Annotated in this window: 26 protein-coding genes; 11 read left to right on the plus strand and 15 right to left on the minus strand. The window is 71.2% G+C overall.

Annotation, left to right across the window (positions count from 1 at the left end):
• The first annotated feature begins 129 nt into the window (after nt 1–129).
• The gene (locus tag ACWDSJ_RS04130; protein ID WP_450029159.1) at nt 130–1,593 is read left to right on the plus strand and encodes an MFS transporter; all 1,464 of its coding nucleotides are present in this window, start codon (nt 130–132) and stop codon (nt 1,591–1,593) included.
• 1 nt (nt 1,594) lies between these two features.
• On the opposite strand, the gene lysX is transcribed toward ACWDSJ_RS04130, so the two are convergent.
• On the minus strand, nt 1,595–4,969 hold the full coding sequence (gene lysX, locus ACWDSJ_RS04135; protein ID WP_450029160.1) for a bifunctional lysylphosphatidylglycerol synthetase/lysine--tRNA ligase LysX: 3,375 nt from the start codon (nt 4,967–4,969) through the stop codon (nt 1,595–1,597).
• Here lysX and ACWDSJ_RS04140 point away from each other — a divergent pair.
• Complete coding sequence (locus ACWDSJ_RS04140; RefSeq protein ID WP_387358573.1) at nt 4,968–5,192, plus strand: RNA-binding S4 domain-containing protein; 225 nt, start codon at nt 4,968–4,970, stop codon at nt 5,190–5,192. The genes lysX and ACWDSJ_RS04140 overlap by 2 nt on opposite strands.
• Here the strand turns inward: ACWDSJ_RS04140 and rraA are convergent, their stop codons facing one another.
• From rraA to ACWDSJ_RS04170, 6 genes are read right to left on the minus strand one after another with little or no spacing between them, the layout of a single operon-like run.
• Nucleotides 5,193–5,678 (minus strand): ribonuclease E activity regulator RraA, encoded by a 486-nt coding sequence (rraA, locus tag ACWDSJ_RS04145; RefSeq protein WP_450029161.1) that lies wholly within the window; start codon nt 5,676–5,678, stop codon nt 5,193–5,195.
• A gap of 30 nt (nt 5,679–5,708) precedes the next feature.
• Nucleotides 5,709–6,650 (minus strand): CopD family protein, encoded by a 942-nt coding sequence (locus ACWDSJ_RS04150; RefSeq protein ID WP_450029162.1) that lies wholly within the window; start codon nt 6,648–6,650, stop codon nt 5,709–5,711.
• Nucleotides 6,647–7,186: a copper resistance CopC family protein gene (locus ACWDSJ_RS04155; protein WP_387358579.1), complete on the minus strand. Its 540-nt coding sequence runs from the start codon at nt 7,184–7,186 to the stop codon at nt 6,647–6,649. Before ACWDSJ_RS04155 ends, ACWDSJ_RS04150 begins: the two co-directional genes overlap by 4 nt.
• Nucleotides 7,183–7,845, minus strand: coding sequence for a YcnI family copper-binding membrane protein (locus ACWDSJ_RS04160; protein WP_450029163.1), 663 nt, complete (start codon nt 7,843–7,845; stop codon nt 7,183–7,185). Before ACWDSJ_RS04160 ends, ACWDSJ_RS04155 begins: the two co-directional genes overlap by 4 nt.
• 43 nt (nt 7,846–7,888) lie before the next feature.
• Nucleotides 7,889–8,521 (minus strand): hypothetical protein, encoded by a 633-nt coding sequence (locus ACWDSJ_RS04165; protein ID WP_450029164.1) that lies wholly within the window; start codon nt 8,519–8,521, stop codon nt 7,889–7,891.
• An 8-nt stretch (nt 8,522–8,529) separates the two neighbouring features.
• Nucleotides 8,530–9,171 (minus strand): DUF6474 family protein, encoded by a 642-nt coding sequence (locus ACWDSJ_RS04170; RefSeq protein ID WP_450029165.1) that lies wholly within the window; start codon nt 9,169–9,171, stop codon nt 8,530–8,532.
• A 281-nt stretch (nt 9,172–9,452) separates the two neighbouring features.
• Between ACWDSJ_RS04170 and ACWDSJ_RS04175 the strand changes: the two genes are divergently transcribed.
• From ACWDSJ_RS04175 to ACWDSJ_RS04185, 3 genes are all read left to right on the plus strand, one after another.
• On the plus strand, nt 9,453–11,126 hold the full coding sequence (locus ACWDSJ_RS04175) for a TM0106 family RecB-like putative nuclease (RefSeq protein WP_450029433.1): 1,674 nt from the start codon (nt 9,453–9,455) through the stop codon (nt 11,124–11,126).
• A complete protein-coding gene (gene htpG / locus ACWDSJ_RS04180; protein ID WP_450029166.1) occupies nt 11,119–13,080 on the plus strand; it encodes a molecular chaperone HtpG in 1,962 nt (653 codons plus the stop codon). The genes ACWDSJ_RS04175 and htpG overlap by 8 nt, the downstream gene beginning before the upstream one ends.
• A gap of 215 nt (nt 13,081–13,295) precedes the next feature.
• Nucleotides 13,296–13,496: a cold-shock protein gene (locus ACWDSJ_RS04185; protein ID WP_387358589.1), complete on the plus strand. Its 201-nt coding sequence runs from the start codon at nt 13,296–13,298 to the stop codon at nt 13,494–13,496.
• 61 nt (nt 13,497–13,557) lie between these two features.
• Here ACWDSJ_RS04185 and ACWDSJ_RS04190 read toward each other — a convergent pair whose 3' ends face one another.
• A complete protein-coding gene (locus ACWDSJ_RS04190; RefSeq protein WP_387358591.1) occupies nt 13,558–14,325 on the minus strand; it encodes an SDR family NAD(P)-dependent oxidoreductase in 768 nt (255 codons plus the stop codon).
• 158 nt (nt 14,326–14,483) lie between these two features.
• On the opposite strand from ACWDSJ_RS04190, the gene ACWDSJ_RS04195 reads away from it, so the two are divergent.
• On the plus strand, nt 14,484–15,116 hold the full coding sequence (locus tag ACWDSJ_RS04195; protein ID WP_387358593.1) for a TetR/AcrR family transcriptional regulator: 633 nt from the start codon (nt 14,484–14,486) through the stop codon (nt 15,114–15,116).
• Nucleotides 15,117–15,119: 3 nt separating this feature from the next.
• Here ACWDSJ_RS04195 and ACWDSJ_RS04200 read toward each other — a convergent pair whose 3' ends face one another.
• The 4 genes from ACWDSJ_RS04200 to ACWDSJ_RS04215 all read right to left on the minus strand — a co-directional run bounded on the left by ACWDSJ_RS04200 (nt 15,120) and on the right by ACWDSJ_RS04215 (nt 18,244).
• A complete protein-coding gene (locus ACWDSJ_RS04200; RefSeq protein WP_387358595.1) occupies nt 15,120–15,818 on the minus strand; it encodes a TMEM165/GDT1 family protein in 699 nt (232 codons plus the stop codon).
• A gap of 323 nt (nt 15,819–16,141) precedes the next feature.
• On the minus strand, nt 16,142–16,669 hold the full coding sequence (locus ACWDSJ_RS04205; protein ID WP_387358597.1) for a peptidase: 528 nt from the start codon (nt 16,667–16,669) through the stop codon (nt 16,142–16,144).
• Nucleotides 16,670–16,833: 164 nt separating this feature from the next.
• Nucleotides 16,834–17,457 (minus strand): superoxide dismutase, encoded by a 624-nt coding sequence (locus ACWDSJ_RS04210; RefSeq protein WP_387358599.1) that lies wholly within the window; start codon nt 17,455–17,457, stop codon nt 16,834–16,836.
• Nucleotides 17,458–17,608: 151 nt separating this feature from the next.
• Entirely contained in the window at nt 17,609–18,244 is a 636-nt protein-coding gene (locus ACWDSJ_RS04215) for a hypothetical protein (protein WP_387358601.1), read from the minus strand.
• Between the two features lie 415 nt (nt 18,245–18,659).
• Here ACWDSJ_RS04215 and ACWDSJ_RS04220 point away from each other — a divergent pair, with 415 nt between their 5' ends.
• From ACWDSJ_RS04220 to ACWDSJ_RS04235, 4 genes are read left to right on the plus strand one after another with little or no spacing between them, the layout of a single operon-like run.
• On the plus strand, nt 18,660–18,992 hold the full coding sequence (locus tag ACWDSJ_RS04220; RefSeq protein ID WP_450029167.1) for a rhodanese-like domain-containing protein: 333 nt from the start codon (nt 18,660–18,662) through the stop codon (nt 18,990–18,992).
• A gap of 34 nt (nt 18,993–19,026) precedes the next feature.
• On the plus strand, nt 19,027–20,097 hold the full coding sequence (locus ACWDSJ_RS04225; protein WP_450029168.1) for a DUF4328 domain-containing protein: 1,071 nt from the start codon (nt 19,027–19,029) through the stop codon (nt 20,095–20,097).
• Entirely contained in the window at nt 20,094–20,861 is a 768-nt protein-coding gene (locus ACWDSJ_RS04230) for a glycerophosphodiester phosphodiesterase (RefSeq protein WP_387358606.1), read from the plus strand. The genes ACWDSJ_RS04225 and ACWDSJ_RS04230 overlap by 4 nt, the downstream gene beginning before the upstream one ends.
• Before the next feature lie 58 nt (nt 20,862–20,919).
• Nucleotides 20,920–21,846 (plus strand): DUF5926 family protein, encoded by a 927-nt coding sequence (locus tag ACWDSJ_RS04235; protein WP_450029169.1) that lies wholly within the window; start codon nt 20,920–20,922, stop codon nt 21,844–21,846.
• 67 nt (nt 21,847–21,913) lie between these two features.
• Here the strand turns inward: ACWDSJ_RS04235 and ACWDSJ_RS04240 are convergent, their stop codons facing one another.
• The 3 genes from ACWDSJ_RS04240 to ACWDSJ_RS04250 are packed head-to-tail and all read right to left on the minus strand — an operon-like array spanning nt 21,914 to nt 24,864.
• Complete coding sequence (locus ACWDSJ_RS04240; RefSeq protein ID WP_450029170.1) at nt 21,914–23,227, minus strand: LCP family protein; 1,314 nt, start codon at nt 23,225–23,227, stop codon at nt 21,914–21,916.
• Between the two features lie 54 nt (nt 23,228–23,281).
• Nucleotides 23,282–24,076 carry a CPBP family intramembrane glutamic endopeptidase gene (locus tag ACWDSJ_RS04245; RefSeq protein WP_450029171.1) on the minus strand — a complete coding sequence of 265 codons (795 nt, stop codon included), beginning with the start codon at nt 24,074–24,076 and terminating at the stop codon, nt 23,282–23,284.
• A gap of 23 nt (nt 24,077–24,099) precedes the next feature.
• A complete protein-coding gene (locus ACWDSJ_RS04250; RefSeq protein ID WP_450029172.1) occupies nt 24,100–24,864 on the minus strand; it encodes a DUF2470 domain-containing protein in 765 nt (254 codons plus the stop codon).
• A gap of 100 nt (nt 24,865–24,964) precedes the next feature.
• Here ACWDSJ_RS04250 and ACWDSJ_RS04255 point away from each other — a divergent pair, with 100 nt between their 5' ends.
• Nucleotides 24,965–25,414, plus strand: coding sequence for a hypothetical protein (locus ACWDSJ_RS04255; RefSeq protein ID WP_450029173.1), 450 nt, complete (start codon nt 24,965–24,967; stop codon nt 25,412–25,414).
• Nucleotides 25,415–25,424 lie beyond the last annotated feature (10 nt).

Below are 25,424 nucleotides of genomic sequence, written 5' to 3' on the forward strand. Positions count from 1 at the left end.
CCGTACGCGCGGGCCGCCGATGAATTCGCCCGGCCGGCCGCGTCTGGATAGGTGAGCACGCCGGAAATCGGTTGATCCACCGAATTTTCGACCGGTAGCGTGCGGCGACTCGATCGGCGGAGGTGCGTTGTGGAGAAATCGACCAAGGGCAGATGGGCGGCGTTGTATCTGCTGTGCGGCGGGGCGTTGATGATCGTGCTGGACGCGACCATCGTCAATGTCGCGCTGCCCGCGATCGAGCACGATCTGGGTTTCACCCAGGCCGGATTGGCGTGGGTGGTGAACGCGTATCTGATCGCGTTCGGCGGACTGCTGTTGCTGGTCGGTCGGCTCGGCGATCTGATCGGGCGGCGGCGGATGTTCCTGGCCGGGCTGATCGTGTTCACCGCGGCGTCGGCGCTGTGCGGGATCGCGCAGAGCCAGGCCATGCTGATCGGGGCGCGGTTCCTACAGGGCGCGGGCGGGGCCATGACGATCGCGGTGGTGCTGGGCATGATCGTGTCGCTGTTCCCCGAACCGCGCGAACAGGCCAAGGCGATCGGCGTGTACGCGTTCGTCGCGTCGGCGGGCGGCGCGGTCGGCCTGCTGGCCGGTGGGGTGCTGACCGAGGTGAACTGGCATCTGATCTTCGCGATCAACATCCCGATCGGGATCGCGATCGGGGTGGCCGCCCTGCGGGTGCTCGACGACGATCGCGGGCTGGGCCTGCGCGAGGGCACCGACGTGCTGGGCGCGATCCTGATCACGGCCGCGCTGATGCTGGGCGTCTACACGATCGTCAAGCCCGCCGCCGAGCTGGGCTGGACCGCGGGCCGCACGCTGCTGCTGGGCGCGGCGGCGCTGGCGTTGCTCGCCGCGTTCATCGGCTGGGAGGCGTGGACGAGGCATCCGCTGATGCCGCTGCGCATCTTCGGTTCGCGAAACGTGTCCGGCGCCAACCTGATCCAGGTGCTGGTGGTGGCGGGCATGTTCGGGGTGTTCTTCCTGGGCACGCTGTACATGGAGAAGGTGCTGGCGTTCTCGCCGATGCGGGTCGGGCTGGGCTTCCTGCCGGTGACCGTGCTCATGGGCACGCTGTCGGTGCGCTACTCCGAACGGCTGATCATGCGGTTCGGGCCGCGGGCCACGCTGACCCCCGGGCTGGTGCTCATCCTGAGCGGGCTGCTGCTGTTCACCCGCGCGCCCGTCGACGGGAACTACTGGCTGCACGTCTTCCCGGTGATGGTGCTGTTCGGCGTCGGCGCGGGCCTGGCGTTCCCGGCCCTGATGAATCTCGCCATGGCGGGCGTGGCGCCCGCCGACGCGGGCATGGCCTCGGGCCTGGCCAACACCACCATGCAGGTCGGCGGCGCGGTCGGCCTGGCCGTGCTGGCCACCCTGTCCGGCAGCCGCGCCAAGGACCTCGCCGCCGCCGGCGCGACCCAGGCCGAGGCGCTGACCGGCGGCTTCCACATCGCCTTCGCGGTCGGCGCGGGGTCGGTGGTGGCGGCGCTGACGGTGGCCGTGCTGGTGCTGCGGTCGCGGCCCGCGAGCGATCCGGACGCCGAGCTGGACGAGCTGGCCGAGGAGATCCGGCCGGTGCACGTGCTCTAGGTCAGCGCGGTTTCACCAACGGGAAGGGCAGGGTTTCGCGGATGCTGCGGCCGGTGATGAGCATGACGACCCGGTCCACGCCCATACCCAGCCCACCCGTGGGGGGCATGGCGAATTCGAGGGATTGCAGGAAGTCCTCGTCGAGTTCCATGGCCTCCGGGTCGCCGCCCGCGGCGAGCAGGGATTGTTCGGTGAGGCGCTGGCGTTGCTCGACCGGATTGGTGAGTTCGCTGTAGGCGGTGCCCAATTCGACGCCCCAGGCGACCAGATCCCAGCGTTCGGCCACGCCCGGCACGGCGCGGTGGGCCCGGGTGAGGGGGGAGACCGAGGTGGGGAAGTCGATGTAGAAGGTGGGCGCCTCGGTGCGGGCCTCGACCAGATGCTCGTACATCTCGAGCACGATCTGGCCCGCGTCCCAATTGAATTGGTGCGGGACGCCCGCCTTGTCGCACAGCACCCGCAGCCGCTCGATATCGGTCTCGGGCGTGACCGTCTCGCCGAGCGCCTCGGAGATCGCGCCGTGCACGGTCTTCACCGGCCACTCGCCGGAGATGTCGACCTCCACCGGGACGCCCCGCTCGTCGGGGCGGATGGCGACGCAGCGGCCGTTGGCGGCGACCGCCGCCTCCTGGATCAGCTGGCGGCAGGCGTGCATCATCCGCTCGTAATCGCTGTGCGCCTCATAGGCTTCCAGGATCGTGAACTCCGGATTGTGGCTGAAGTCCACGCCCTCGTTGCGGAACACCCGGCCCAGTTCGAACACCTTCTCCATGCCGCCCACGCACAGCCGCTTCAGATACAGCTCGGGCGCGATGCGCAGATACAGGTCCAGGTCGTAGGCGTTGATGTGGGTGGTGAAGGGGGTCGCGTTGGCGCCGCCGTGCACCCGTTGCAGCACCGGCGTCTCGACCTCGAGGAAACCCCACCCGCTCAACGTGTCCCGCAGCGAGCGCACCACCGCGCTGCGCTTGGCGAGGATCTCGCGGGCCTCGGGATTGATCGTCATGTCGACGTAGCGCTGCCGCACCCGGGCCTCCGGATCGGCCAGGCCGCGCCACTTGTCCGGCAGCGGGTGCAGGCATTTGCCGATCATCCGCCAGTCCTGTGCCAGCAGCGACAGCTCGCCGCGGCGGCTGTGCCCGATCCGGCCGCTCACCTCGATCAGATCGCCGAGGTCGAAGAACTCGTCGAAGGCCGCGATCCGCTCGGCGCCGACCCGGCCGCGGTCGATCATCAACTGGATGTCGCCGGACCAGTCCCGCAGCACCGCGAAGATCACCCCGCCGTAGTCGCGAATCCGCAACAGCCGCCCGCAGACTCGCACGGTCGTGCCCAGGGGCGAACGCCGCGCGGCGGCCACGGTGTGGGTCGGGGGATAGGCGACCGGGTAGGCGTCCACCCCGGCCGCGGTGAGGCGCTCGAGTTTGTCCATCCGCACCCGCACCTGTTCGGGGCGGCGCGGCCGGGCCGCGTCCAGCTCCTCCTCCGGCGGTTCGGGCGGGCTGCCGTCGGTGTGCAGGCCGGTCAGGGTCGCCGGGACGGCCGAATGAATGCCGGTGTGCGCCAACGCGTCCGGCTGTTTGCCGAAGCGCGGCAGGAAACCCTCGGCGAGCGCGCTGGCCGTCGCCACCCGGACCAGCTGGCGGCGATCCTCGAAGATGAAGAACCGCGGCACCCACTGCGGCTGGTATTTCACGTTCGACCGGTACAGCGCCTCGAGCTGCCACCAGCGCGAGAAGAACATCAGGACGCTGCGCCACAGCCGCAGCACCGGACCCGCGCCGATCCGGCTGCCCTCCTCGAACACCGAACGGAATACCGCGAAGTTCAGCGAGACCCGGGTGATCCCGTACTGGTCGGAGGTGAGCGCCAGCTGCGAGATCATCAACTCCATGATCCCGTTGGGGCCCTTGGGATCTCGTCGCATCAGATCCAGCGACACCCCGGTCCGGCCCCACGGCACCAACGACAGCATGCCCAGCACGCGCTCGCCCTCGACCGCCTCGACCAGCAGGCAGTCCCCGTCCAGCGGATCGCCCAACCGGCCCAACGCCATCGAGAAGCCGCGTTCGGTCTCGGTGTCGCGCCAGGCGTCGGCGCGCTCGATGACCTGGGCCATCTCCTCGGCGGTCAGCTCGCTGTGGCGGCGGATCCGCACGGTCACACCCTGTTTGCGCAGCCGATTGGCGGCCTGGCGGACCTGTTTCATCTCCGGGCCCGCCAGCGAGAACGCGCGGGTCTCCAGGATCGCCTCGTCGCCCAGTCGCAGCGCCGACAACCCGGCCCGGCGGTAGGCCGTCGCGCCGATCTCGCTGGCGCCCATCACCGCCGGGGCCCAGCCGTACTGGTCGGCCAGCCGCAGCCAGGCGTCGATGGCCTGCGGCCACGCCTGGGTGGGGCCGATCGGGTCGCCGGAGGCCAGGCACACGCCGAGTTCGACGCGGTAGGTGACCGCGGCCTTGCCGTTGGGCGCGAACACCACCGCCTTGTCGCGGCGGGTGGCGAAGTAGCCGAGCGAGTCCTCGACGTCGGCGCGTTCGAGCAGGCCGCGCAGCGCCGATTCGTCCAGGCCGGTCAGCGCGTTGGAGGCGCGCTGCGATCGGAACAGCACCATCGCCGCGGTCAGCAGCGCCACCGCGCCGAGCAGGCCGAGCAGCAGATTCACCGGATGCGGCGGGCGGCCGTCGAAGTTGTCGGTGCCGAACAGGATCGCCGGGATCACCCGGGCCGCCGCCCACAGCGGGCGCTGCGGACCGCGCGGCAGCGTGCCGGGGAACAGTTCGACCAGCCCCCAGCCCAGCAGCCAGCCCACGGCCAGCCCGCCGACCAGCACGCCCAGCGCCTTCCACAGCGCGCCCGGCCGGACCTGGGTGTAGAACTCCGGCCACGCGGCGATCAGCAGCACGATCACCGCGACGTGCACGATCAGCGCGACCATCGAGTTCGGGTCGTGGTCGGTGCTCACGTCCAGGGCGTTGGCCACCGCGAACATCGCCAGATAGACCACGAGCAGCCACCAGGCGATCCGCTTGCGGGTCGCGATCGCGCCCGCGAGCAGTCCGACCATGAGGGCGGTGACCAGGCTGGTGTCGGGGGCGTCGAAGTAATAGTTGTCGATGTAGCGCCGCGGCACCGCGGTGATGTAGCGCAGCCCCGGCGAGATGCTCCACAGCGCGCACAGCACCGAGAACACGCCCAGCACGAGGCCCACCAGATGCGGCACGTCGCTCAGGCGGCCGTGGCCGCGGTGGGGCACTTCCGGGGAAGTCATCCGACCAGTGTGCGGCCCGCCGCGGCCCGAGTGTGGCACGTCGGCGGGTGAGTCCGCGGGGGTGGCGTGCGCCCCGCGGACGGTGGAAGTAAAGATGTACCCCATGTCGGATCCAGTCGATGTGCCGATCGATGACGATGTCATTCGGCTCGGTCAGTTCTTGAAGCTGGCCAACCTCATCGAATCCGGTTCGGAGGCCAAGACTGTTATCGCCGCCGGCCTGGTTCGCGTGAACGACGAGGTCGAACTGCGGCGCGGTCGGCAGTTGCACGGTGGGGACGTGGTGGCCCTGGCGGGCCATCGCGTCCGGGTCGTCAGCGCCGGGTGATCATTCGGCGCGGACGACGATGCCGTCGTGATCGCTGTAGAGCATCTCGCCCGGGACGAAGGTGACGCCGCCGAACTCCACCGTCACATCGCGTTCGCCGGAACCGGTCTGGGTGCTCTTGCGCGGGTTGGTGCCCAGCGCCTTGAGGCCGATGTCGAGCGTGCGCAGGATCGCCGAATCGCGGACCGCGCCGTGCACGATCACGCCCGCCCAGCCGTTGTCCACCCCGCGCCCGGCGATGACGTCGCCGACGAGCGCGGTGTGCACGCTGCCGCCGCCGTCGACGACCAGCACCCGGCCCTCGCCCGGTTCGCCGAGCGTCTGTTTGACCAGGAGATTGTCCTGGAAACAGCGGATGGTGACGATCCGGCCCGCGAACGCCGCGCGGCCGCCGAATTGCGTGAACTGGATGTCGCAGCTGCGAATTCCGGGGCCGATCTCGTCGGCGAGGTCGGCCGTGGCAACGGTGTCTGCTGAATCGGTCACGTCAGCCAGCTTGCCATGCGGCGAATCGGATCACGCTGTGACCGCCAGTGTCGCCGCCAGGCCGAACACCACCGCCATCGCCACCACCTCGCCGACCGCCCGGCGCAGCGACGATTCGGCGGTGAGCCGGTGGTCGGCCGCGCGCGGCACCCAGGTGCGCCGCCACCACCAGCCGAGCAGCAGCAGCGCGAGCACGAGCGCGGACTTGGCGAGCAGGATCCGGCCGTACCCGGTGTCGACCAGCGGGGTGAGGCCGCGCACGCGGACCAGGCCGTTGCACACCCCGGTGACCGCGACCGTCGCGGCGGCGGGCAGCGCCCACGCCGAGTAGCGGGGCAGCACCGCCGCCCACTCGCCGCGGGTGCGCACCACCAGGGCCAGCGCCACCAGCAGCCCGAACCAGGCGGCCGCCGCCAGCGCGTGCAGCGCGCCCAGCACCGAACCGAGCGGCTGCTGCGACATGTGCCCGGTGATCGGCCGCAGCACCAGCGCGACGGCCGCGAAGACCACGACCGGATCGGCCGACGCGCGCTCGGGCCGCCGGTACGCCAGCGCGGCGTAACCGGTGACCACGAGCGTGCCGACCCCGATCGCGATGCCGATCTGCCCGCCGCTGATCCGGGTCAGGTAGGTGCCGAAGTCGGTGGCCCGCAGCTCGGTGACCCGCACCCCCACCACCTGCGCGGCCTCGTAGGCGAGCACCACGAATTCGGTCGCGGCCCACAGCCCGCCGAGCGCGGCGAGCGGCCGCCAGGGCGGGGTCAGCCGGTCGTGCAGCCGCGGCAGCGCGGCCAGCCCGAGCACCACCGCGCCCGCGCAGTCGGCCAGCGCCCGCACCGGCGCCTCGGCCTGCACCGGGTCCGGGACGGCCAGGGCCCAGGCGATCGCCACGCCCAGCAGGGCGGCCGGGACGACCAGCAGCAGGGTGGACCGCGGGGCGGTCGGGCTGCCGCCGGTCGCCGCCCGGTTCACGACCGTCCGCGTCCTTTCCGGCCACCGAGCAGGGCCACGGCCAGTCCGCCCGCGAACAGCACCACCGCGCCGAGGATGAACACCCAGACCGGCACACCGCCCGAACCGCCGTCGCCGCCGGAGTCGGCCGCGCCCGCCTTGGGACCCGGCGTGCCGTGCCCGGCCGTGGTGAGGGTGAAGGTGCGGGTGCCGCTGACCGGATGACCGTCCGCGGAGGTCACCCGGTAGGCGATGGTGTACTTGCCCGCCGGGCCGAGATCGCCGACCGCGACGCTGACCGTCGGGCCGTCGATGGTGGGTTGTCCCTTGTCCCAACGGTTTCCGTCGGGGCCGACGACGGTCAGCGACGGGAACTCGGTCTGGAGGTTCTCGTTGAAGGTGACGCTGGCGCGGGCCGGGCCGGTGTCGATCGACGCGTTCTCGGCCGGATCGCTGGCCACCGGCGTGGAGTGCGCGGCGGCCGGACCGGCCGCCGCCACCGCCAGACCGCCCGCGAGCAGCGCCGCGCACAGCCCGGCGAGCAACCGGCGCGTCACGAGCGCCGGGCCCGGATCAGGCTGCCCAGACCCAGCGCCGCGCCGAGCGCGCCGAGGACCAGGCCGACGCCGCCCAGCCAGCGGGCGGTGTCGTCGTTTCCGCCGTCGTCGTGCGCGGCTTCGGATTCGGTGGCGGCCGAATCGTGCTGGTGCTCGCCGCCCTTCGCCGCCGCGAGGGTGAGGGTGGGCGCGGGATGTTCGGGTTCCGCCTGGCCCTCGGTCATCGGCTGATCCCAGGCGACCACCTTGCCGTCGCTGTAGGTCTGGGTGGCGGGCAGGCGCAGGGTGTCCTGCTTGGGCAGCGGCCCGACCGACAGCGCGAACCGCTGGAACTGCCCGGGGGCCACGCCCGGGTTGCCCGGATCCGCGGTCCAGGTGACGGCGGTGACCTCGTTCTTGTCGTTCTTATCGATCTTGGCCGACCAGCCGGGCATGGGTTCGGTGCGGGCCGAGGACACGCCGGGCAGCTGGACCGACAGTTTGGTGGTGGCGGCCGTCTCCGATTCGGTCGGCACCCGGAAGGTGACGACGGCATAGCCGCCCTGGGCCGCGCCCGGGGCATCGGCGGTGACATGGGCCGCGGCGGTGCCGGCGGCCAGCACGGCCAGGGTCGCGGTCGTGCCCGCGGTCATGAGGGCACGCGAAAATACGCTGGACATAAGGGGTTTCGCCTTCTGTTCGGGTGAGAGGTGGATCGAGAACTCACACCCGAACCGGCGGCCCCCGCGAGCCGAGGGCACCGCTGCCCGCGCGGCCGCGGGCAGGGGTCGGATCGGTGGGCAGGCACGCCGCGTCGCGCGCGGGCACGAGGGCGCCCGGTCGTTCGACGGCGGCCCGGAACGCCTGGGCCACCAGGGCGTACAGCCGTTCGGCCAGCACGATGAGCAGGGCGCAGCCGAGGGTGGCGAGCGCGTGGGCACCGATCATCGCGCCCCCGGGCAGCGCCTGCCCACCGAAAGTCGTTGCCGCCGAATCGGATCCGTGCTCGTGTGCCAGTCCGGACAACGCCTCGTGCCCGGCGAGCTGCCCGGCCGCCAGGGCGCCGAGCAGCTTCAGCCGCCCGCCGGGGCCCGCGACCGACCGCACCTGCCCGGCCAGCGCCCCGATGCCCGCCGCGGCGACCAGCAACAGGCCGACCCCCGCCGAACCGGGCACGCCCCCGCCTCCGGCACCGTGCGCGGCCACGGCCAAGCCCGCGACCATCGCCCCCACCACCTGCCCCCGCAGTGCGGCGAGCCCGGCGATCGGCCCGGATGCCCGCCCGCGCGCCGAGACGCCCCGGCCGAGCGGCGCCGCGACCGGGTCGCGGCGGGCCGGGGCGGGGGCGGGTGGCATGGGTCGGGTCAGCGGACGCCGAGGCGGGCGAGCAGGTCGGCCTCGATGCCGGACAGTTCGCTCGAGATGGAGGTGTGCACGGCGCGGCGACGCTGGGCCGGCATCTGCTCGGCGGTGCGCACCGCGGCGGTCAGGCTGTCGAGGCGGTCGCGGGTGGCGGCGGTGAACTTCTTCAGTTCCGCGTCGCCGCCCTGGCGGTTCTCGAGTTCGGCGAGGGTGGCCTCGGTGTTGGCGATGCGGGCCTGCAACCGGCCGCCGTGACCGGCGAAGTCGCCGAGCTGGTCGATGCCGATGCCCAGCCGCTGCGCGCGGCGGGTGTCGAGCTGCCCGCGCACGAAGGTGGCGGCCCGGTAGGCCAGCGGGGCGAGCACGGGAACCAGGACGCGGGCCACGCCCAGGTACTTCTTGACCTGGCCGGCGCTGATCAGTTCCCGATCGGCGCGCTCGGCCGCCTTGAGCGCGGCCTTCTCCTCGGCCTTGAGGGTGGCGACCTGCTGCTTGGCCACCTCACGCTGATTGCGCGCCTCGGCGCGGTCGCGCTTGCGCTCGTTGCGCGCGCTGAGTTTGGCCTCCAGCTTCGCCTTGTGCTTGAGGGCTTTCGCCTCGGCTTTGCGGTCCGGGCGCCGCTTGCGCTTGGTGAACAACCCCATCGAAGGCCTCCGTCATGCTGTTGTGTACCCACGAGCCACACGGTTTGCGCCAACCTTAACGGTTCGTCCCGACGCGCCGCGAGGCACGTTCGGTGGGCTCGGATCACCATGTGGTTGGCGAGCTTGTCGGGGGTCCGCGCCATACTGCAGATGTGTATTCGGGCAGTGGCGACCGGAGCGGTCGCGAGCGGGACGGTGGCGGAGACGAGCGGCGGGCGGTCGCGGTCTCCACGGCCGCCGCGCCCGAGCCGGATCCGGCCGGGCGCGCGCAGGCCCCCGGAATCGCCTCTCCCACAGGCGAATTCGAGTCGGTGGCCTATGTCGACGCGCGGGCGCTGATCGGCTGCCGACATCGGCTGCATCTCGAGGCCACCCATCCCGAGGTGCTCACCGGCGTGTCCGAGGACGCTGGCGTCAAACAGCGCCGGGAGGCGGCCGCCGCGCATCGCGAGCGGGTGCGCGCGACGCTCGTGGCCCACGACCCCGACGCGTGGGTGATCATCGACCCCACCCGCCCGGCCGCCGAACGGGCCGCCGCCACGCTGCGCGCGTGCGAGGCCGGGGCGCAACGGGTCTGGGGCGCGCTGCTGCCGCAGGAGCCCGACACCGGGCGCCGCGGCGGCGCGGAGATCCTGCTGCGGGACGCCGACCGCGGCGGCTACATCCCGATCATCGTGGTCAACCACAAGGTCACCGATCCGCGTCAGCCCGATCCGGCCGACTTCCATCCGCTCACCTCGCCGCTGCACGAGTGGCGTCCGCGCCCGGACCGGGGCGTGCGCGTACGCACCCAGCCGCGCGACCAGCAGCGCCTCGTCCACCTCTACCGCATGTTGCAGCGGCACGGCCTGGCCAGCCCGGCCCTGGTCGGCGGGGCGATCGGCTTCCACTTCGACCGCGTCCTGGTGCACGATCTCGCCCCGCTGCTCGACGACTACGACCGCCGCTACGCCGACCGCATCGCCGTGGTCCGGGGCGAACTGCCGACCGTGCCGTCCAAGGTGCCCGAATGCCGTCAGTGCCCGTGGTGGTCGCGGCAGGCCACGCCCGAGACGCCCAGCTGTGAGCGCTGGCTGATCGAGCATCGCGACGTCAGCCTGGTCGCCCCGGGGTCGCGGGCGGAGCTGCTGCGCCGCCACGGCGTGGAGACCGTGGAGGAGCTCGCGGGCTGGACCGGCGACGAACCCGACGACTGGCAGTACGAGCCGTTCGCCGAGACGGTGGTCACCGCGCGGGCCTGGATCTCGGGCGCGCCGCTGGTCCGCCGGGTGGACCGGGTGTGGGTGCGGCGCGCCGACGTGGAGGTCGACGTCGATCTGGAGAGCTTCCAGGAGTTCGGCGCCTACCTGTGGGGCACGCTGCTCGACGGCGTCTACCGCCCGTTCGTCACCTGGGATCCGCTGCCCACCCCCGACGAGGCGCGCTCGTTCGCCGAGTTCTGGGGCTGGCTCATGGGCGTGCGCGCCGCGGCCGCCGCGGCCGGGAAAACCTTTGCGGCGTACTGCTATTCGCGCACCGCCGAGGACAAGTGGCTGTACGAGTCGGCGCGCCGCTTCGCCGGGATGCCGGGTGTGCCGACCGAGGCCGAGATCCGCGAGTTCGTCGACGGGCCGCAGTGGGTTGACATGTTCCAGGCCGTCTCCGAGCAGTTCATCTGCCCCGGCGGCAAGGGGCTGAAGAAGATCGCCCCGGTGGCCGGGTTCGCCTGGCGCGATCCCGAGGCGGGCGGCGAGGCGTCGATGAGCTGGTATCGCCACGCGGTCGGCTACGACGGCGAGATCGACCCCGGCCAGCGCGTCCGGCTGCTGGAATACAACGAGGACGACGTGCGCGCGACCAAGGCGTTGCGCGAGTGGATGTACCCCGCCGAGCCCGGCGCGCGCGGCGCGGACACCGAGGTGCCGGGTATGGCGGACTTCCGCGGCCCGGATTTCGTAATATCTGGACGTGACTGAGCACGTCGAACACCTCGAGTTTCAGGCCGAGACCCATCAGCTCCTGGAACTGATGATCCACTCGGTCTATTCGAACAAGGACATCTTCCTGCGCGAGTTGATCTCGAACGCCTCCGATGCGCTGGACAAACTACGACTGGAGTCGTTCCGGGACAAGGACCTCGACGTCGACACCTCCGATCTGCACATCGAGCTGGAGGTCGACAAGGACGCCCGGATCGTCACCGTGCGCGACAACGGCATCGGCATGGCCCGCGAGGAGGTCGTGGACCTCATCGGCACGCTGGCCAAATCCGGCACCGCGCAGCTGCGCAAGCAGCTGACCGAGGCCAGATCCGACGCCGCCGCCGAGGAGCTGATCGGCCAGTTCGGCATCGGCTTCTACTCGACGTTCATGGTGGGGGACAAGGTCACGCTGACCACCCGCAAGGCGGGCGAGACCACCGGCACCCGCTGGGAGTCCACCGCGGGCAGCGCGACCTACACCATCGAGACCGTCGAGGACGCCCCGCAGGGCACGTCGGTGTCGGTGCACCTCAAGCCCGCCGACGAGGAGGATCACCTCTTCGACTACACCCAGGAGTGGAAGCTCCGCGAGATCGTCAAGAAGTACTCCGACTTCATCGCCTGGCCCATCCGCATGCCGGTGGAGCGCACGATCACCGAGGGCGAGGGCGAGGACAAGCAGGAGAAGACGATCCTCGAGGAGCAGACCCTCAACTCGCAGAAGGCGCTGTGGACGCGCCCGCGCGGTGAGGTCTCCGACGAGGAGTACAAGGAGTTCTACAAGCACATCGGCCACGCCTGGGACGATCCGCTCGAGATCATCCAGCTCAAGGCCGAGGGCACCTTCGAATACCAGGCGCTGCTGTTCATCCCCACGCACGCGCCCTTCGACCTGTTCATGCGCGAGCACAAGCGCGGCGTGCAGCTGTACGTGCGGCGGGTGTTCATCATGGACAACTGCGAGGAACTCATGCCCGAGTACCTGCGCTTCGTCAAGGGTGTGGTGGACGCGCAGGACCTGTCGCTCAACGTCTCGCGCGAGATCCTCCAGCAGGACCGGCAGATCCAGATGATCCGCAAGCGCCTGGTCCGCAAGGTGCTCTCGACGGTCAAGGATCTGCAGGCCGCCGAGGACAAGTCCGAGTACGAGACGTTCTGGAACGAGTTCGGCCGCGTCCTCAAGGAGGGTCTGCTGTCGGACTTCGACAACCGCGAGACCATCCTGCAGGTGTCCTCGTTCGCGTCGACCCATGCCGCGGACAAGCCCACCACGCTGGCCGAATACGTCGAGCGGATGCGCGACGGCCAGGACAAGATCTATTACATGACCGGCGAGTCCCGGCAGCAGATCGAGAACTCGCCGCATCTCGAGGCGTTCCGGGCCAAGGATCTCGAGGTGCTGATCCTCACCGATCCGGTCGACGAGATGTGGGTCGGCTCGGTGCCGGAGTTCGACGGCAAGCAGTTCCAGTCCATCGCCAAGGGCGAGGTCGACCTGGAGTCCGAGGACGAGAAGAAGGCGTCCGAGCAGCTGCGCGAGCAGCGGAACAAGGACTTCGGCGAGGTGCTGAAGTGGCTGGAGAACACGCTGTCCGACAGCGTCAAGGAGGTGCGGCTGAGTTCCCGGCTGACCACCTCCCCGGCGTGCGTGGTCGGCGACGTGTTCGACTTCACCCCGCAGCTGGAGCGGATGTACCGGGCCTCGGGTCAGGCGGTGCCGCAGACCAAGCGCATCCTCGAGCTCAATCCGGACCACGCGCTGGTGACCGGCCTGCGCGACGCCTACGCCGCCAACAAGGAGGCCGCCGAGGCGGGCACCGCCGAGGACCTGCGCGCGACGGCCGAATTGTTGTACGGCACGGCCATTCTCGCCGAGGGCGGGGAGCTGAAGGATCCGGCGCACTTCGCCAGGATCCTGACCGACCGGCTGACCGCGACTGTGAGATAAGTCTCCAACAAGGCCCCCCGGGGGAACTCTCCCGGGGGGCTTACGTTAGACATGTCGGGTCGCAATTTTCAGCATGTTCGTGTTACCACTCGGGCTCGCGCGGAACATTGTGCGGGCGTCGGTTTCTCCTTGCGAGGCAAGTTGCAAGTCGCCGTCTGATGCGACCCGGTCCCACGACCGTGGGGTCGAAGTAACAACTCGTCAGGAGACGACAAATGGTTCAGGGAACCGTCAAGTGGTTCAACTCGGAAAAGGGCTACGGCTTCATCGCGCATGAGGGCGGCCCCGACGTGTTCGTGCACTACTCGGAGATCGAGGGCTCGGGCTACCGCGGTCTGGAAGAGGGCCAGCAGGTCAGCTTCGAGATCACCCAGGGCAAGAAGGGCCCGCAGGCCTCCAGCGTCCGCGGCCTCTGATCGGTCGAAACCCGAAGGCCCGCACCGGTTCGGTGCGGGCCTTCGGCCTGTTCCGGGACCGTCAGCGCGGGGCCATGCGCAGCGCGCCGTCCATGCGGATGGTCTCGCCGTTGAGGTAGTCGTGCCCGACGATGTACTCCGCGAGCTGGGCGTACTCGTCCGGGCGGCCGAGGCGCGACGGGAACGGGACGCCCGCCTCGAGGCCCTTGCGGTACTCCTCGGTGACGCCCGCGAGCATCGGGGTGTCGATGATGCCGGGGGCGATGGTGTTGACGCGGATGCCGAACTGGGCCAGGTCGCGCGCGGCGGGGATGGTCATGCCCGCGACGCCGCCCTTGGAGGCCGAGTAGGCGATCTGGCCGATCTGGCCCTCGAACGCGGCCACCGACGCGGTGTTGATCACCACGCCGCGCTGGCCGTACTCGTCGACCGGTTCGGTCTTGGCGATCGCGTCCGCGGCCAGCCGCATGACGTTGAACGTGCCCAGCAGGTTCACGGTGATGACCGTCCGGAACAGTTCGAGGTCGTGCGGCCCGTTCTTGGACAGGATGCGGCCCGCCCAGCCCACGCCCGCGCAGTTGACCACGATGCGCGGCGGCACGCCGGACTCGACGACCTTCGCGACCGCGGCGGCTACCTCGTCGTTGCTGGTCACGTCGGTGGGGATCAGGGTGACCCCGGCGGGCACGTTGTCACCCGCCCGCTCGATCGACTGCTCCAGGTCCAGACCGAACACGGTCGCGCCCTGGTCGGCGAAGCGCTTGGCGGTCGCGGCGCCCAGACCCGACGCGGCGCCGGTGATGATTGCGGCGGAGCCCGAAATCTCCACGGTGTATGGTCCTCTCGTTCGTGACGGCCCTTCGCTGGCCTTCCGTCAACAGGCACCCTAACCGGCGTTCCGGGCAGATCGGCCGGGGGAGGGGCGGTTCGGCGAGAATGGAGCGACGTCCATCGAATCCCTCGATCGCAACGCACACGGAGTCGCCCATGCCGGAGCCGGCCCTCACCGTCCGCCAACTGCCCCGCGGCCGTCACGGCCTGCCCCGCGAGACCGTGGTGCGGTCCCAGCGCGAGCGCATCCTCACCGCCATGGCCGAGGTGATGGCCGAACACGGCTATGTGAAGACGTCGGTGGCGATGATCATCAAACGGGCCCGGGTCTCGCGGGAGACCTTCTACGAGCAGTTCCGGTCCAAGGAGGACTGTTTCCAGGCCGCCTACGAGCGCGCGGTGGAACTGCTCATCGCGCGGATCGAACAGGCCACCGCGGATTCCGGGGTGGGCATCGCGCGGCTCGACGGCATCCTCGACGCCTATTTCGAGGGCCTGGCCGTCGAGCCCGCCTACGCGCGGCTGTATCTGGTGGAGGTGTACGCGGCGGGCCCGGAGGCGATCGCCCGGCGCATGGTGTTGCAGGAGTCGTTCGCGGGCCTGCTGTGGGAGGCGCTCGGCGCGACCACCGAGGATCAGCGCTTCGCGTGTCAGACCCTGGTCGCGGCGATCAGCGCGCTGGTCACCGCCCGGATCTCCGCCGACGATCCGGCGGGCCTGCGGGCGTTGCGCGAGCCGCTGGTGGCGATGGTCCGCCGCGGCGGGAATCTGTACGGCTCGCTCGCCTGAGCCTCAGCGCGGCGTCTCGACCGGTTCGGGCGTGTCGGCCGTCCGGCCGCGCAGCGCGAACAGGATGAGCGCGGCGGCGATCGGGGCGAGCGCGGCCAGGCCCATCTCGGTCGCGCGGCCGATGTCGAGGACCGACAGCAGGGTGGCCGCGCCGATGTAGAGGAACAGCAGCCCGGAGCCGACGGCGATGGCCCGCTCGGGAATGTGCTTGCCCACGGTGATCCCCACCGCGATGGCCAGCCCGCCCGCGGCGACCATGCCCAGCACCGAGCCCAGCCACACCGCCAGCCAGCCGCGCTGGGAGGCCAGCGCGATGGTGGCGAACATGGTCCGGTCGCCCAGTTCGGCGAGCAGGAAGGCCGAGATCACCACGAACAGCGCGCGGCCCGCACCCGGCGCGGCGGGCTCGGCGGGGGTCTCGTCCGCGTCCCGCGGGGCGCGCGCCTCGCGCAGCGTCCAGCCGCCGACGCCGAGCAGGATGAGCGCGGTGACGATCGCGATGAGGTGGGTTGGCAGCGCCGCGCCCAGGAAGTGGCCGACCGCGACGGCGATCAGATTGACCGCGACGCTCGCGATCGCGATGCCGGACAACACGATCCACCAGCGGTGCCGCAGCGCGAAGGTCAAGGCCATGAGCTGCGATTTGTCGCCCAGTTCGGCGACGAACAGCACGCCGAAACCCAGCAGGATCGTGGCGATCATGAAAAACGGCTCCCAGTCCTCGGCCCGCCGGGCCGAAGACGGTAGCCTCCGGCCGACGATGCACCCGAAACGATCGGTTGAATCTGTCCTCGGCCGAAGGTCTCGCCCACCGGAACATCGCCGGTTCGTGGGGCCGGACCCGGATACCGGATCAGTATGTCGACACCCACGATTGGGGGCTACTCCCCTTCGCTCAGCGACCACCCTACCGCGCGGAATCGGACATCGCAACGACCCCATCGTCGAAATCGCAATGGGCGCAATAAGTTTGGGCTCCCACGGCGAAGACTTCGGGTACCCTCACTACCGCGTCAGGAGGCCCGTCACGCGGCGAGCAGCATGGCCAGCACCGCGGTGTCGGGATCGCTGATCGGATCCACCCCCACCCGGCTGACCATCGAGGTCACCGTGCCGTCCACCTCGGCCTCCACCCAGGCCGCGCGGTGCGCGAGACCCAGATGCGGCACCCCCGGCAGCAGCACGCAGCCCGAGGCCGCGCCCACGCATTCGGGCAGCGTCGGCCGGGTCTCCGAGGGCGGATGCAGCATCATCAGCGCGGGCGGCACATGTTCGGCGAACCGGCCGGGTTCCAGCGCCTCTTCGCCGAGCACCGGACCCTCGGCCACCACCAGGCCGACCGTGCCGGGCAGCGGTTCGTCGGGCAGTTCCTCGCGCGCGCCGAACACCGTGGTCGTGGACAGCAGACCCGGCAGGCTGGCCACCCGCACGGCCAGGGCGAGCAGCTGGGCCCATTCCTTGGTGGTGTCGGGCCAGCGGCCGGAGATGACGAATCCGCGTAAGGTGCCGCGCGCCTGGAAGGGGGTGACGCCGACGTTTTCGTTGCTGCGCATTGTGCCTCCCACGAGCCAGAGCTGTGCTCCGAGTACCCGAGAATGACGCAAACAATGTCTGGCACACAAGTACCAGAGAGTGCCAATCCCCAGGTAACAGCCCTGAAACACGCAACAGGCCCGCGAACCACCCGGGTTCGCGGGCCTACCGACGGAGGGGAGGCTCAGCCGAAGACGAGACCCTTGCCCTGCGAGACGGCGCGGCCGAAGCGCTCCTGCACGTCGGCCCAGTTGACCACGTTCCAGAACGCCTTGACGTAGTCCGCCTTGACGTTCTTGTACTGCAGGTAGAACGCGTGCTCCCACATGTCGACCTGCAACAGCGGGATGATGCCCAGCGGCACGTTGGCCTGCTGGTCGTAGAGCTGGAAGGTCAGCAGCTTCTGACCCAGGGTGTCGTAGCCCAGCACGGCCCAGCCCGAGCCCTGCAGGCCGTTGGCGGCCGCGGTGAACTGCGCGCGGAACTTGTCGAACGAGCCGAACTGATCGTCGATCGCGGCGGCCAGCTCGCCGGTCGGCTTGTCGCCGCCGTTGGGGGACAGGTTCTTCCACCAGATCGAGTGGTTGACGTGTCCGCCCAGGTGGAAGGCCAGGTTCTTCTCGTGCAGGAAGATCGCGCCGTGATCGCCGGACTCGCGGGCCGCCTCGAGCTTCTCGAGCGCGGTGTTGGCCCCGGCGACGTAGGCGGCATGGTGCTTGGAGTGGTGGAGCTCGTTGATCTGCCCGGAGATGTGCGGCTCCAGGGCGCCGTAGTCGTAATCCAGATCTGGCAGCGTGTACTCAGCCACGATGTCCCTTCCTCATGATGTCGGCCGTGTGCGCCCGAGTCGCCGAGCGCACCCAACCATCATTCGTACACCCGCTCGTTTGCAACCGGGTTGCATGCCCCCGGATTCCAACATCCGGCGAATTCCCCGCGTCGGAAGGATCAACCCGCCCCTACATGGGCGGGGCCACATCGGGCAGCATCGTGCGCGGATCGCACGAGTCGTGCGCCTTCCACCAGCGCTTTCCGCCCGCGACGAAGTCGGCCGCGGCGATCGGGCGGCCGTCGGCGGTCTCGATCTCGAGGTTCTCGAACCAGACCCGTACGTCGAGTTCGCGCGGATCGACGCCCTCCTGCTGGGAGAACTCCAGGACGTGCGCGGCGGGCCGATCGCTCAGCGCGGTGTCGAAGCTGAGCAGTTCGCGCCACAGCGACCAGCTGCTGTCGTCGACGTCGATGAAGTCCCAGCCGTGCAGCGCGCTGCCGCCGAAACTCGCGATGGCCTCGCCCAGCCCCTCGAGGGTGAGCGGGAAGACCTTGGGCTCGATGTCGTCCCAGTTCTGCATGCGCAGCGAGGCGGCCACCCGGCTCACCCCGGTCAGCGTGAGGTGTATGTGCCGGTCGTCGAGCTGCCCGCCCTGCCCGTCGGTAGGCAGCGTGAGCACCTCGAGTTCCAGGCGAATGCGCGCGGCCGCCGGATCGGCCGTCACGCCGAGACATGTGGCCTCGGCCAGCGCCGTGTTCAGGCCCGTCGTATCCAATGTGGCTGTCGTATCCATCGCGTCCACCGACCCCCTGCTCGCGTCCATGCCCCTCAGGCTACCCATCGGCCCTGCAAGACCCCGGGATTTCGGTTTCTCGGCAAGGTTTGTCGGCTTTTTCGGATCGGGGTGGAACCGGAGGCGGCCCACCCGCGTCCAAGTAGATGTCGGGGCCTCGCGGTCTCGCGTCCGGCCGGCGGCGATCGCTCCGGGATGAGGAGGGGAGTCTCGGATCGATCGCCGTCCGGCCTTCGGCCCCGATCGCCCCGGAATTCGCGGATGACCGATCGGTCCGTGTTGCCCGGCCTGTGGATCAGGTTGTGGATTATGTGGATAACTGGGCTGGGCATATGCACAGGTCGGGGCCATAACCGGCATGTGATATGCGAATCGCGCCCGAAACAGACCGTAGGTCGGTCAGGGAACTGCCCGCCCGCCCGGCGCCCGTGGCAGGATCGAAACCGTGACGAGCCCCGAATTTCCGTCGGTGCCGGTGACGGAGGTGCCCTCGGCGGCGCTGCTGCTCGACGTCCGCGAGGACGACGAGTGGCGGCTCGGCCACGCTCCCGGCGCGGTGCACATCCCCATGGCCGACATCCCGGCCCGCGCCGACGAGCTGGACTACGACCGCGAGGTCTACGTGGTGTGCCGCCAGGGCGGCCGATCCCTCCAGGTCGCGCAGTACCTGGCCCGCATCGGCTACGACGTGGTCCAAGTGACCGGCGGGATGGTGGCCTGGCAGAAGGCGGGCCTGCCGCTGACCGCCGAGGGCGACCACGAGGCCGAGATCTACTGAGCGGGATCGAGTCGATGGAACGCGGAGGTGCCAGGTGAGCACGGTCGTTCAGCCCTGCGCCCGCTGCGGCGCCCGGTGGACGGTGCGCGGCGCGCCCATGCACTGGTGCCCGCGCTGCCGGGGCGTGCTGCTGTCCCCGGCCCCGGTCGACGCGCCCCCCGAGCGCCGCAACTACCGCTGGGTGGCCCGGGTGCCCGGCCGTCGCCCGCGCGAGGGACGGGCCGCGCGCCCGCCCGCCCGGGCGGCGACGGGCACCCCGCGCTACGCCGAGATGCCGCGCTGGGGGCTGCGCGACGTGCCGCGCCCGGCGCCGGCGGGGCCGCGAAACCCGTTGGCGCGCTTCACCGATCGACTCCCCGGACTGCTGACCGCGACCGCGGTGCTGTTCGGCGTGGCCGCCCTCGCCGAACTGGGCCGCTACGCCATCGTGCTGCGCAATCAGAGCAAGCTCATCCCTCCCGCGCTGCTGTTCTTCTCCGACGCGACGGTGTACCTGTCGGCCGGGCTGGCAGCGCTGTGCGCGCTGGGCGGCGCGGTGGGCGCGGCGGGCTGGCTGGTCCGGGCCCGCGCGGCGGCCTACGGGCAAGCGGGCCGGGCGGATCCGCGCTCGGTGCGAACGCTGTTGTGCGGCAGCCTGATTCCGGTGGTGAATCTGCTCTGGCCGGGGGTGTTCCTGACCGAACTGGTGCGCCGGCTCGGCGGGGACGCCCGGGTGCTGCGCGCGGTGCGGATCTGGTGGGGGGTGTGGATCCTCAACGGCGCGATGGTGTTCGCCGCGCTCTGCTTCCGGTTCGCCGATTCGCTCCAGGCCCAGGCCGACGGTGTGATCTTCACCTGCTACACCGATCTGGTCGCGGCCGTCGTCGCGGTGCTCACGCTCGCGGTGGTCCGGCTGTGCGAGGGCCGTGACCTGCGCGGCCGGGTGCGGGCGCCGAAGCGGTGGCTGCCCGCCACGGGTCCGGTGGAACCCGTGATCGAACCGGTGCACCCGGTGGGCGAGTCCGCCGAGCGCGCAGCCGATTCCGCCGTCGGGAATGATGTCGGGACGGAACCGGCGTCCGCGCCGAGCGCCGAGCGGCAGCAGGAGGAGGTCATGGCGAAGTGAGCCGGGATAGTCGCGCGCCGTTCGTGGTCGCGCACCGAGGCGCGTCGGGAACGCGTCCGGAACACACACTGGCCGCCTACGAACTGGCGTTGGAGGAGGGTGCCGACGGCGTCGAATGCGATGTCCGGCTGACCCGGGACGGCCATCTGGTGTGCGTGCACGATCGCACGGTGGACCGGACCTCCTCGGGCACCGGCCTGGTCAGCGAGATGTCGCTGGAGGAGTTGCGGCAGTTGGACTTCGGCGTCGACGGCGCGCCCGCCGCGGTGCTCACGCTCAGCGAGCTGATCTCGCTGGTGCTCGATTGGCGCAGCCGCCCGACCAAACTGTTCATCGAGACCAAACATCCCGTGCGCTACGGCGCGCTGGTGGAGGCGAAGGTGCTGGCGGAGTTGCAGCGCTTCGGCATCGCGACCCCCGCCTCGGCCGATCACGCCCGCGCGGTGGTGATGTCGTTCGCGGCGACCGCGGTGTGGCGGATCCGCCGGGCCGCGCCGATGCTGCCGACCGTGCTGCTCGGCGAGTCGTCGCGGTACCTCGGCGGCAGCGCGGCCACCACGGTGGGCGCCACCGCGGTCGGTCCGTCGGTGAAGACGCTGCGCGAACATCCCGATCTGGTGGACAAGGCCGCCGCCGCGGGCCGGGCCACCTACTGCTGGACCGTGGACGATCCCGAGGACGTCAAGCTGTGCGCGGATCTCGGGGTCAGCTGGGTCGCCACCAACCATCCCGGCCGCACCAAGGCGGTGCTGGCGAGCGCGTGAATCCGCCTGGCGCGCCCCTGCGTTCGCGGGCCGGGGCGACACTGTAGGTTCTGCGTTCGTGGGTAAGTCGAAGCGAAATACGCCCAAGCCCGACAGCAATCGGGCCCAGCGGCTGGCCGCGCGCCGCGCCGCGCACGAGGAGTCGGCGCGGGCGGTCACCCGGCCGTTCGCCGGATTGGCCGCCGAATGCGATCTGGTCGCGCTGCGCGAGTTCGTCCCGTCGGCGACCGCGACGCTGAAACTCGCTGCGGGCGCGCAGCGTCCGGTCACGCTGGCGACCGTGCTGCCCGGCGCGGTGGCCGCGCTGGTGCGCGCGGGCGAGGAGCCGATCGGATTCGTCGCGGCGCAAACGCAATTCGCCTCCGACGATCCGGCCGCCGATCTGGCGGCGGCCATCCGCTGGACGCAGACCGCGGAGCCCGGCGATTCCCTCTCGGCGGCAACGGCTTCCGCGACATCGGGGGAGGGGGCGGCGGCGCTCGGCGAGGTGATCGACGCGGGCGCGGGCCTGGATCTGACCGTGCACCAGAACTTCGACTGGTGGGTGCCGGCGGGCGTGCAGCCCGATCCGCAGGTGGCCGCCACCATCGAACAGGCCAACCGGGCCATCATGCCCTCGGCGCGGCTGGAACTCGGCGGCGACGCGATCGGCGCGGCCTGGTGGGTCGACGCCGGGGAGCGCGCGCATCTGCGCTGGGTGCGGCCCGAGGACGAGGACGCGCTCATGCTGGCGCTGGCGCGCGTGCACGCGGCGGGCGGCCTGCATCTGGGCGAGGGCTCCCGGTTCGCGGGTTCGTTCCGCACGCACGGCCTGCTGGTCCCGGTGTTCGATCTGGACCGCGAGCGGCACGCCACCGAATGGACCACGCCCGCAACGGAATTCGGCGCGCGTCTGGCCGCGGCCCTGGCCTCGGACACCCCGCTGACCGCCGACGAACGCCGCTCCCGCGACGGCCTGCGGTCCCGGCAGATCACCCTGCGCTGAGCCGGTCGGCCCCCGCCGTTCATTGCCCCCGGGGTCGCCCGGTTCACCCGCCGCGACCCCGGCCCGCTCACTTGGTGAGCAGATCCTCCGGGACGGGCCGGTCCGCGGCCAGCGCCTCGAAGAACTTGCCCGCCTTGGCCTTGTCCCAGAGCAGTACGTTGCCGCTGCCGGAGACGTCCTCGAATCCGGCCACCGGCACGGTCGTGGCCACCGTGTCGGCGTGCAGCGCCCAGCCCAGCCGGGCCAGATCCCAGATGTGGTCGCCGTTGTCGACCTGGAGGGAGGCGGCCAGGCCCTTGGCGAGGGGCCAGAGCGTGAACGGGTTGGCCAGGGTGCCCGCGCTGGTCGCCTTCTTCAGCAGGGCCGACAGGAACAATCGCTGATTGTTCATCCGGTCCAGATCCGCGCGCGGGGTGGCGCGGGTGCGGACGAAACCGAGCGCCTGCGGTCCGCTCAGATGCTGGCAGCCCGCGGGCAGATTGATGCCGGCCAGCGGATCGTCGATCGCCTCGGGCAGGCACATATCGATGCCGCCCAGCGCGTCCACCATTCCGGCGAAGCCGCCGAACCCGATCTTGGCGAAGTGATCGATGTGCAGGCCGGTCGCCGTCTCCACGGTCTGCACCAGCAGTTTCGGGCCGCCGACGGAGAAGGCGGCATTGAGCTTGTCGCGGCCGACGCCCGGGATCGGGACGTACGAGTCGCGGGGCAGGCTGACGATCGTGGTGGGCCCCGACTTCGCGATGTGCACCAGCATCATCGTGTCGCTGCGCTCGCCGCCCGCGTCCGATTGATCGCCCGTCGAGAGTTCGGCCTCCTGGTCCGCGCTCAGGCCCACTCGGCTGTCGGATCCGGTCAGCAGCCAGTTCGTTCCGGCGGTCTGCCCGACCCGGCCCGAGTAGTCGGCGAGGACGGGGATGCGGTCGAGCGAGCGGTCCAGATAGATCACCGCGCCCACCGGCAGGGCGATGAGGATCACCAGGATCACCAACAGCCAACGCCCCCAATGGCGTTTGCGGCGACGCGGGGGACGCTCGGCCGGGGCCCGGCCGGATCCGCCGCGCGGACCGCGCGGGGGGACGTCGCTCCGGCGCGGGGGCGGCGGGGGATCCTCGCGATAGGGGACCGGGCGCTGGGTGGGCGCGTGTGTGGGCGGACCGGACCGCGCGCGGGGCGGCGGCAGCGGCCGGGCCGGGGGCGCCTGCGACCAGGCCAGCGGTCCGTCGGCCGGGCCGTCGCGCCGCATCACCTGGGTGGGTTCGATCCGGTCCGGTCCGTCGCCCGGGGGGCGCTGCGGAGGCGGTGGGCGGCGCGGTCCGGGGCCGTGCGGCGGCGGCACCCGACGCGTCCGCGGGTACTGCCGGGGGTCGTCGCCGTTCATCATCGTGATGCTACTGTCCGGAACGCGTTCGGGTTCATCTCGTTTCGACAGCGGTCACGGCAGCCACGACACGTGCCCGTGCAACACGGTGTAGCCGAGATAGGCGACGGTATCGATGGCGGCGTGCGCGAGCACCAGCGGCCACAACCGGGTGGTCCGCTGCCAGTACCCGCCGAAGATCACACCCATCACCAGATTCCCCAGTCCGCCGCCCAGGCCCTGGTAGAGGTGATAACTGCCGCGCAGCACCGCCGAGGCGAGCAGTGATCGACGCTCCGACCAGCCCAGGGCCCGCAGCCGGGTGAGCAGGTAGGCCACCACGAGGATCTCCTCGGCCACCGCGTTCGCGACGGCCGCGAGAATCAAGGCGGGTAGACGCCACCAGTGGTCGCCGAGCGAACTCGGCACGATGGTCACGCTCAGCCCGAGCGCGTGCGCGATCAGGTACAGCCCCAGCCCCGGCAGCCCGATGAGCGCGGCCAGCGCGAGCCCGGGAAGCACGTCCCCGCGCAATCGAATTCGGGCCAACCCGATCAGCCGCGGCCCGAAACCGCTGCGCCACAACAGGTACAGGCCCAGCGCGCCCCAACCCAGCAGGCGCATCACGGACAGCAGCTGATACAGCAGGTCGATGGTCGATTGCGTGGCCCGCGACGGATTGAGCGCCACGGTCTGCCCGCCCACCCCGCCGGGCGCGAGCGCGCTCTCCACCAGCGACAGCAGCGCGCTGGCGCCGCTGAGCCCGAAGGTGACGACCAGGACGACCGCGAGTTCGAGCCGGATCGCCGTGCGTTCGCGTCCGGTCGCCGGGGCGGGCCAGGGCGGCGCGGATTCGGCGGGGGAGATCATGCCGCCAATCTAGGTGGCGGCGCTCAACTTCGGCGCAGGCCGTGCAGGAACGGGCACCCCGCGAGGATGCGCACCGCGCGGCTGAGCGACTGCACGTCGTCGACCGGGCCCTCGAAGGGCAACCGGACGTCGTGATCCCCGTCGCCGCCTTCCACCCGCAGCGTCACCCCGTAGCGATCGATGGCCAGCGGGCGAATCGTGCCGCCGCGCAGGCGAACCGGCAGATGCCGGGCGAGATCGGCGATGACGTCCGCGTGATCGGCGTCCATATGCCGCAGCCACGCCGATTCCAGCTCCCAGAACGGATCCGGGCGCGCCTCCCGCAACTCGCGCTGGCACACCGATGCCGCGCCTCCGGAATCGGCGACCACCGCCGAATCGAGCACCAGCCGCAGCAGGACGGTGGTGTGCCCGACGTCGAGCAGGGCCGGATGGGGATGCTCCGCGGCCACCTCGGTCGCCAGCGCCCGCTGCGCGTGCTCGGGCACCGCGTACAGGCGCCCGCGCAGCCAGACCAGCGCGCGAACGGGTTCGCGCAGGGCCAGCGGCGCGTGATCGGTCAGCTCCAGCACGGCGGGCGAACCGAATTCGGCGGTGGCGGCCGCGCGCGTCGCCGGGGAGGCGGCCGCGACCGTCAGCACGGCGTCGCCGCACGCCCGCAGGTGATGCATGGCGGTGGGAACCGGATCGATGCCGGGCAGGGCGAGCATCGCCTGATCCGCGTGGGCGCAGGCGCTGCGCACCCGCTCGGCGGTCGACGGCGCGACGATCGTGGACGGGCGGCGCATGCATACCTCCGAGAAACAACCGATCCGGTCTAATTAGGTAAACCTAAGCTAACCCGGGTGTCCCGGTCGCGCAAGCATTCCGATCGCTACGGTGGAAACCGTGCCGCACGACTCCGCCCCGGTCCCGCTCACGCTGGGCATGTCGCCCAGCCGGCCCGCCGACCTCGTCGCCGGGCTGGTGCGACCCGTTTCGGCGGATCCGGGCGTGCCCGTGCTGGACGCCGCGGCCCCCGATGCCGACATCGCCGCCTTCCTCGCGCGCATCGCGCACGCCGACACCGGTTTCGTGGCCCGCGCCGACTCGGGCGAGCGGGCCCTGGCGGTCGTCGCGGCCACCGTGGCGGCGCTGTGCGGGGAGGATATCCGCGCCGCGCTGACCGGCCCGGACCTCGACTTCCTGCGCTCGCTGCACCCGGAGGCGAGGGCCGCGACCCGGACCGTGCTGCTGGCCGTGGAGACCGGCGAACCCCAGGCCGTGGCCGCCGGACTGGCCGTGCTGGCGACCGCGGGGCCCCGGCAAACCCCCGGCCTACCGCCGACCGACCAGTAATGTCGTATCC

This window comes from Nocardia sp. NPDC003482 (assembly GCF_053588115.1).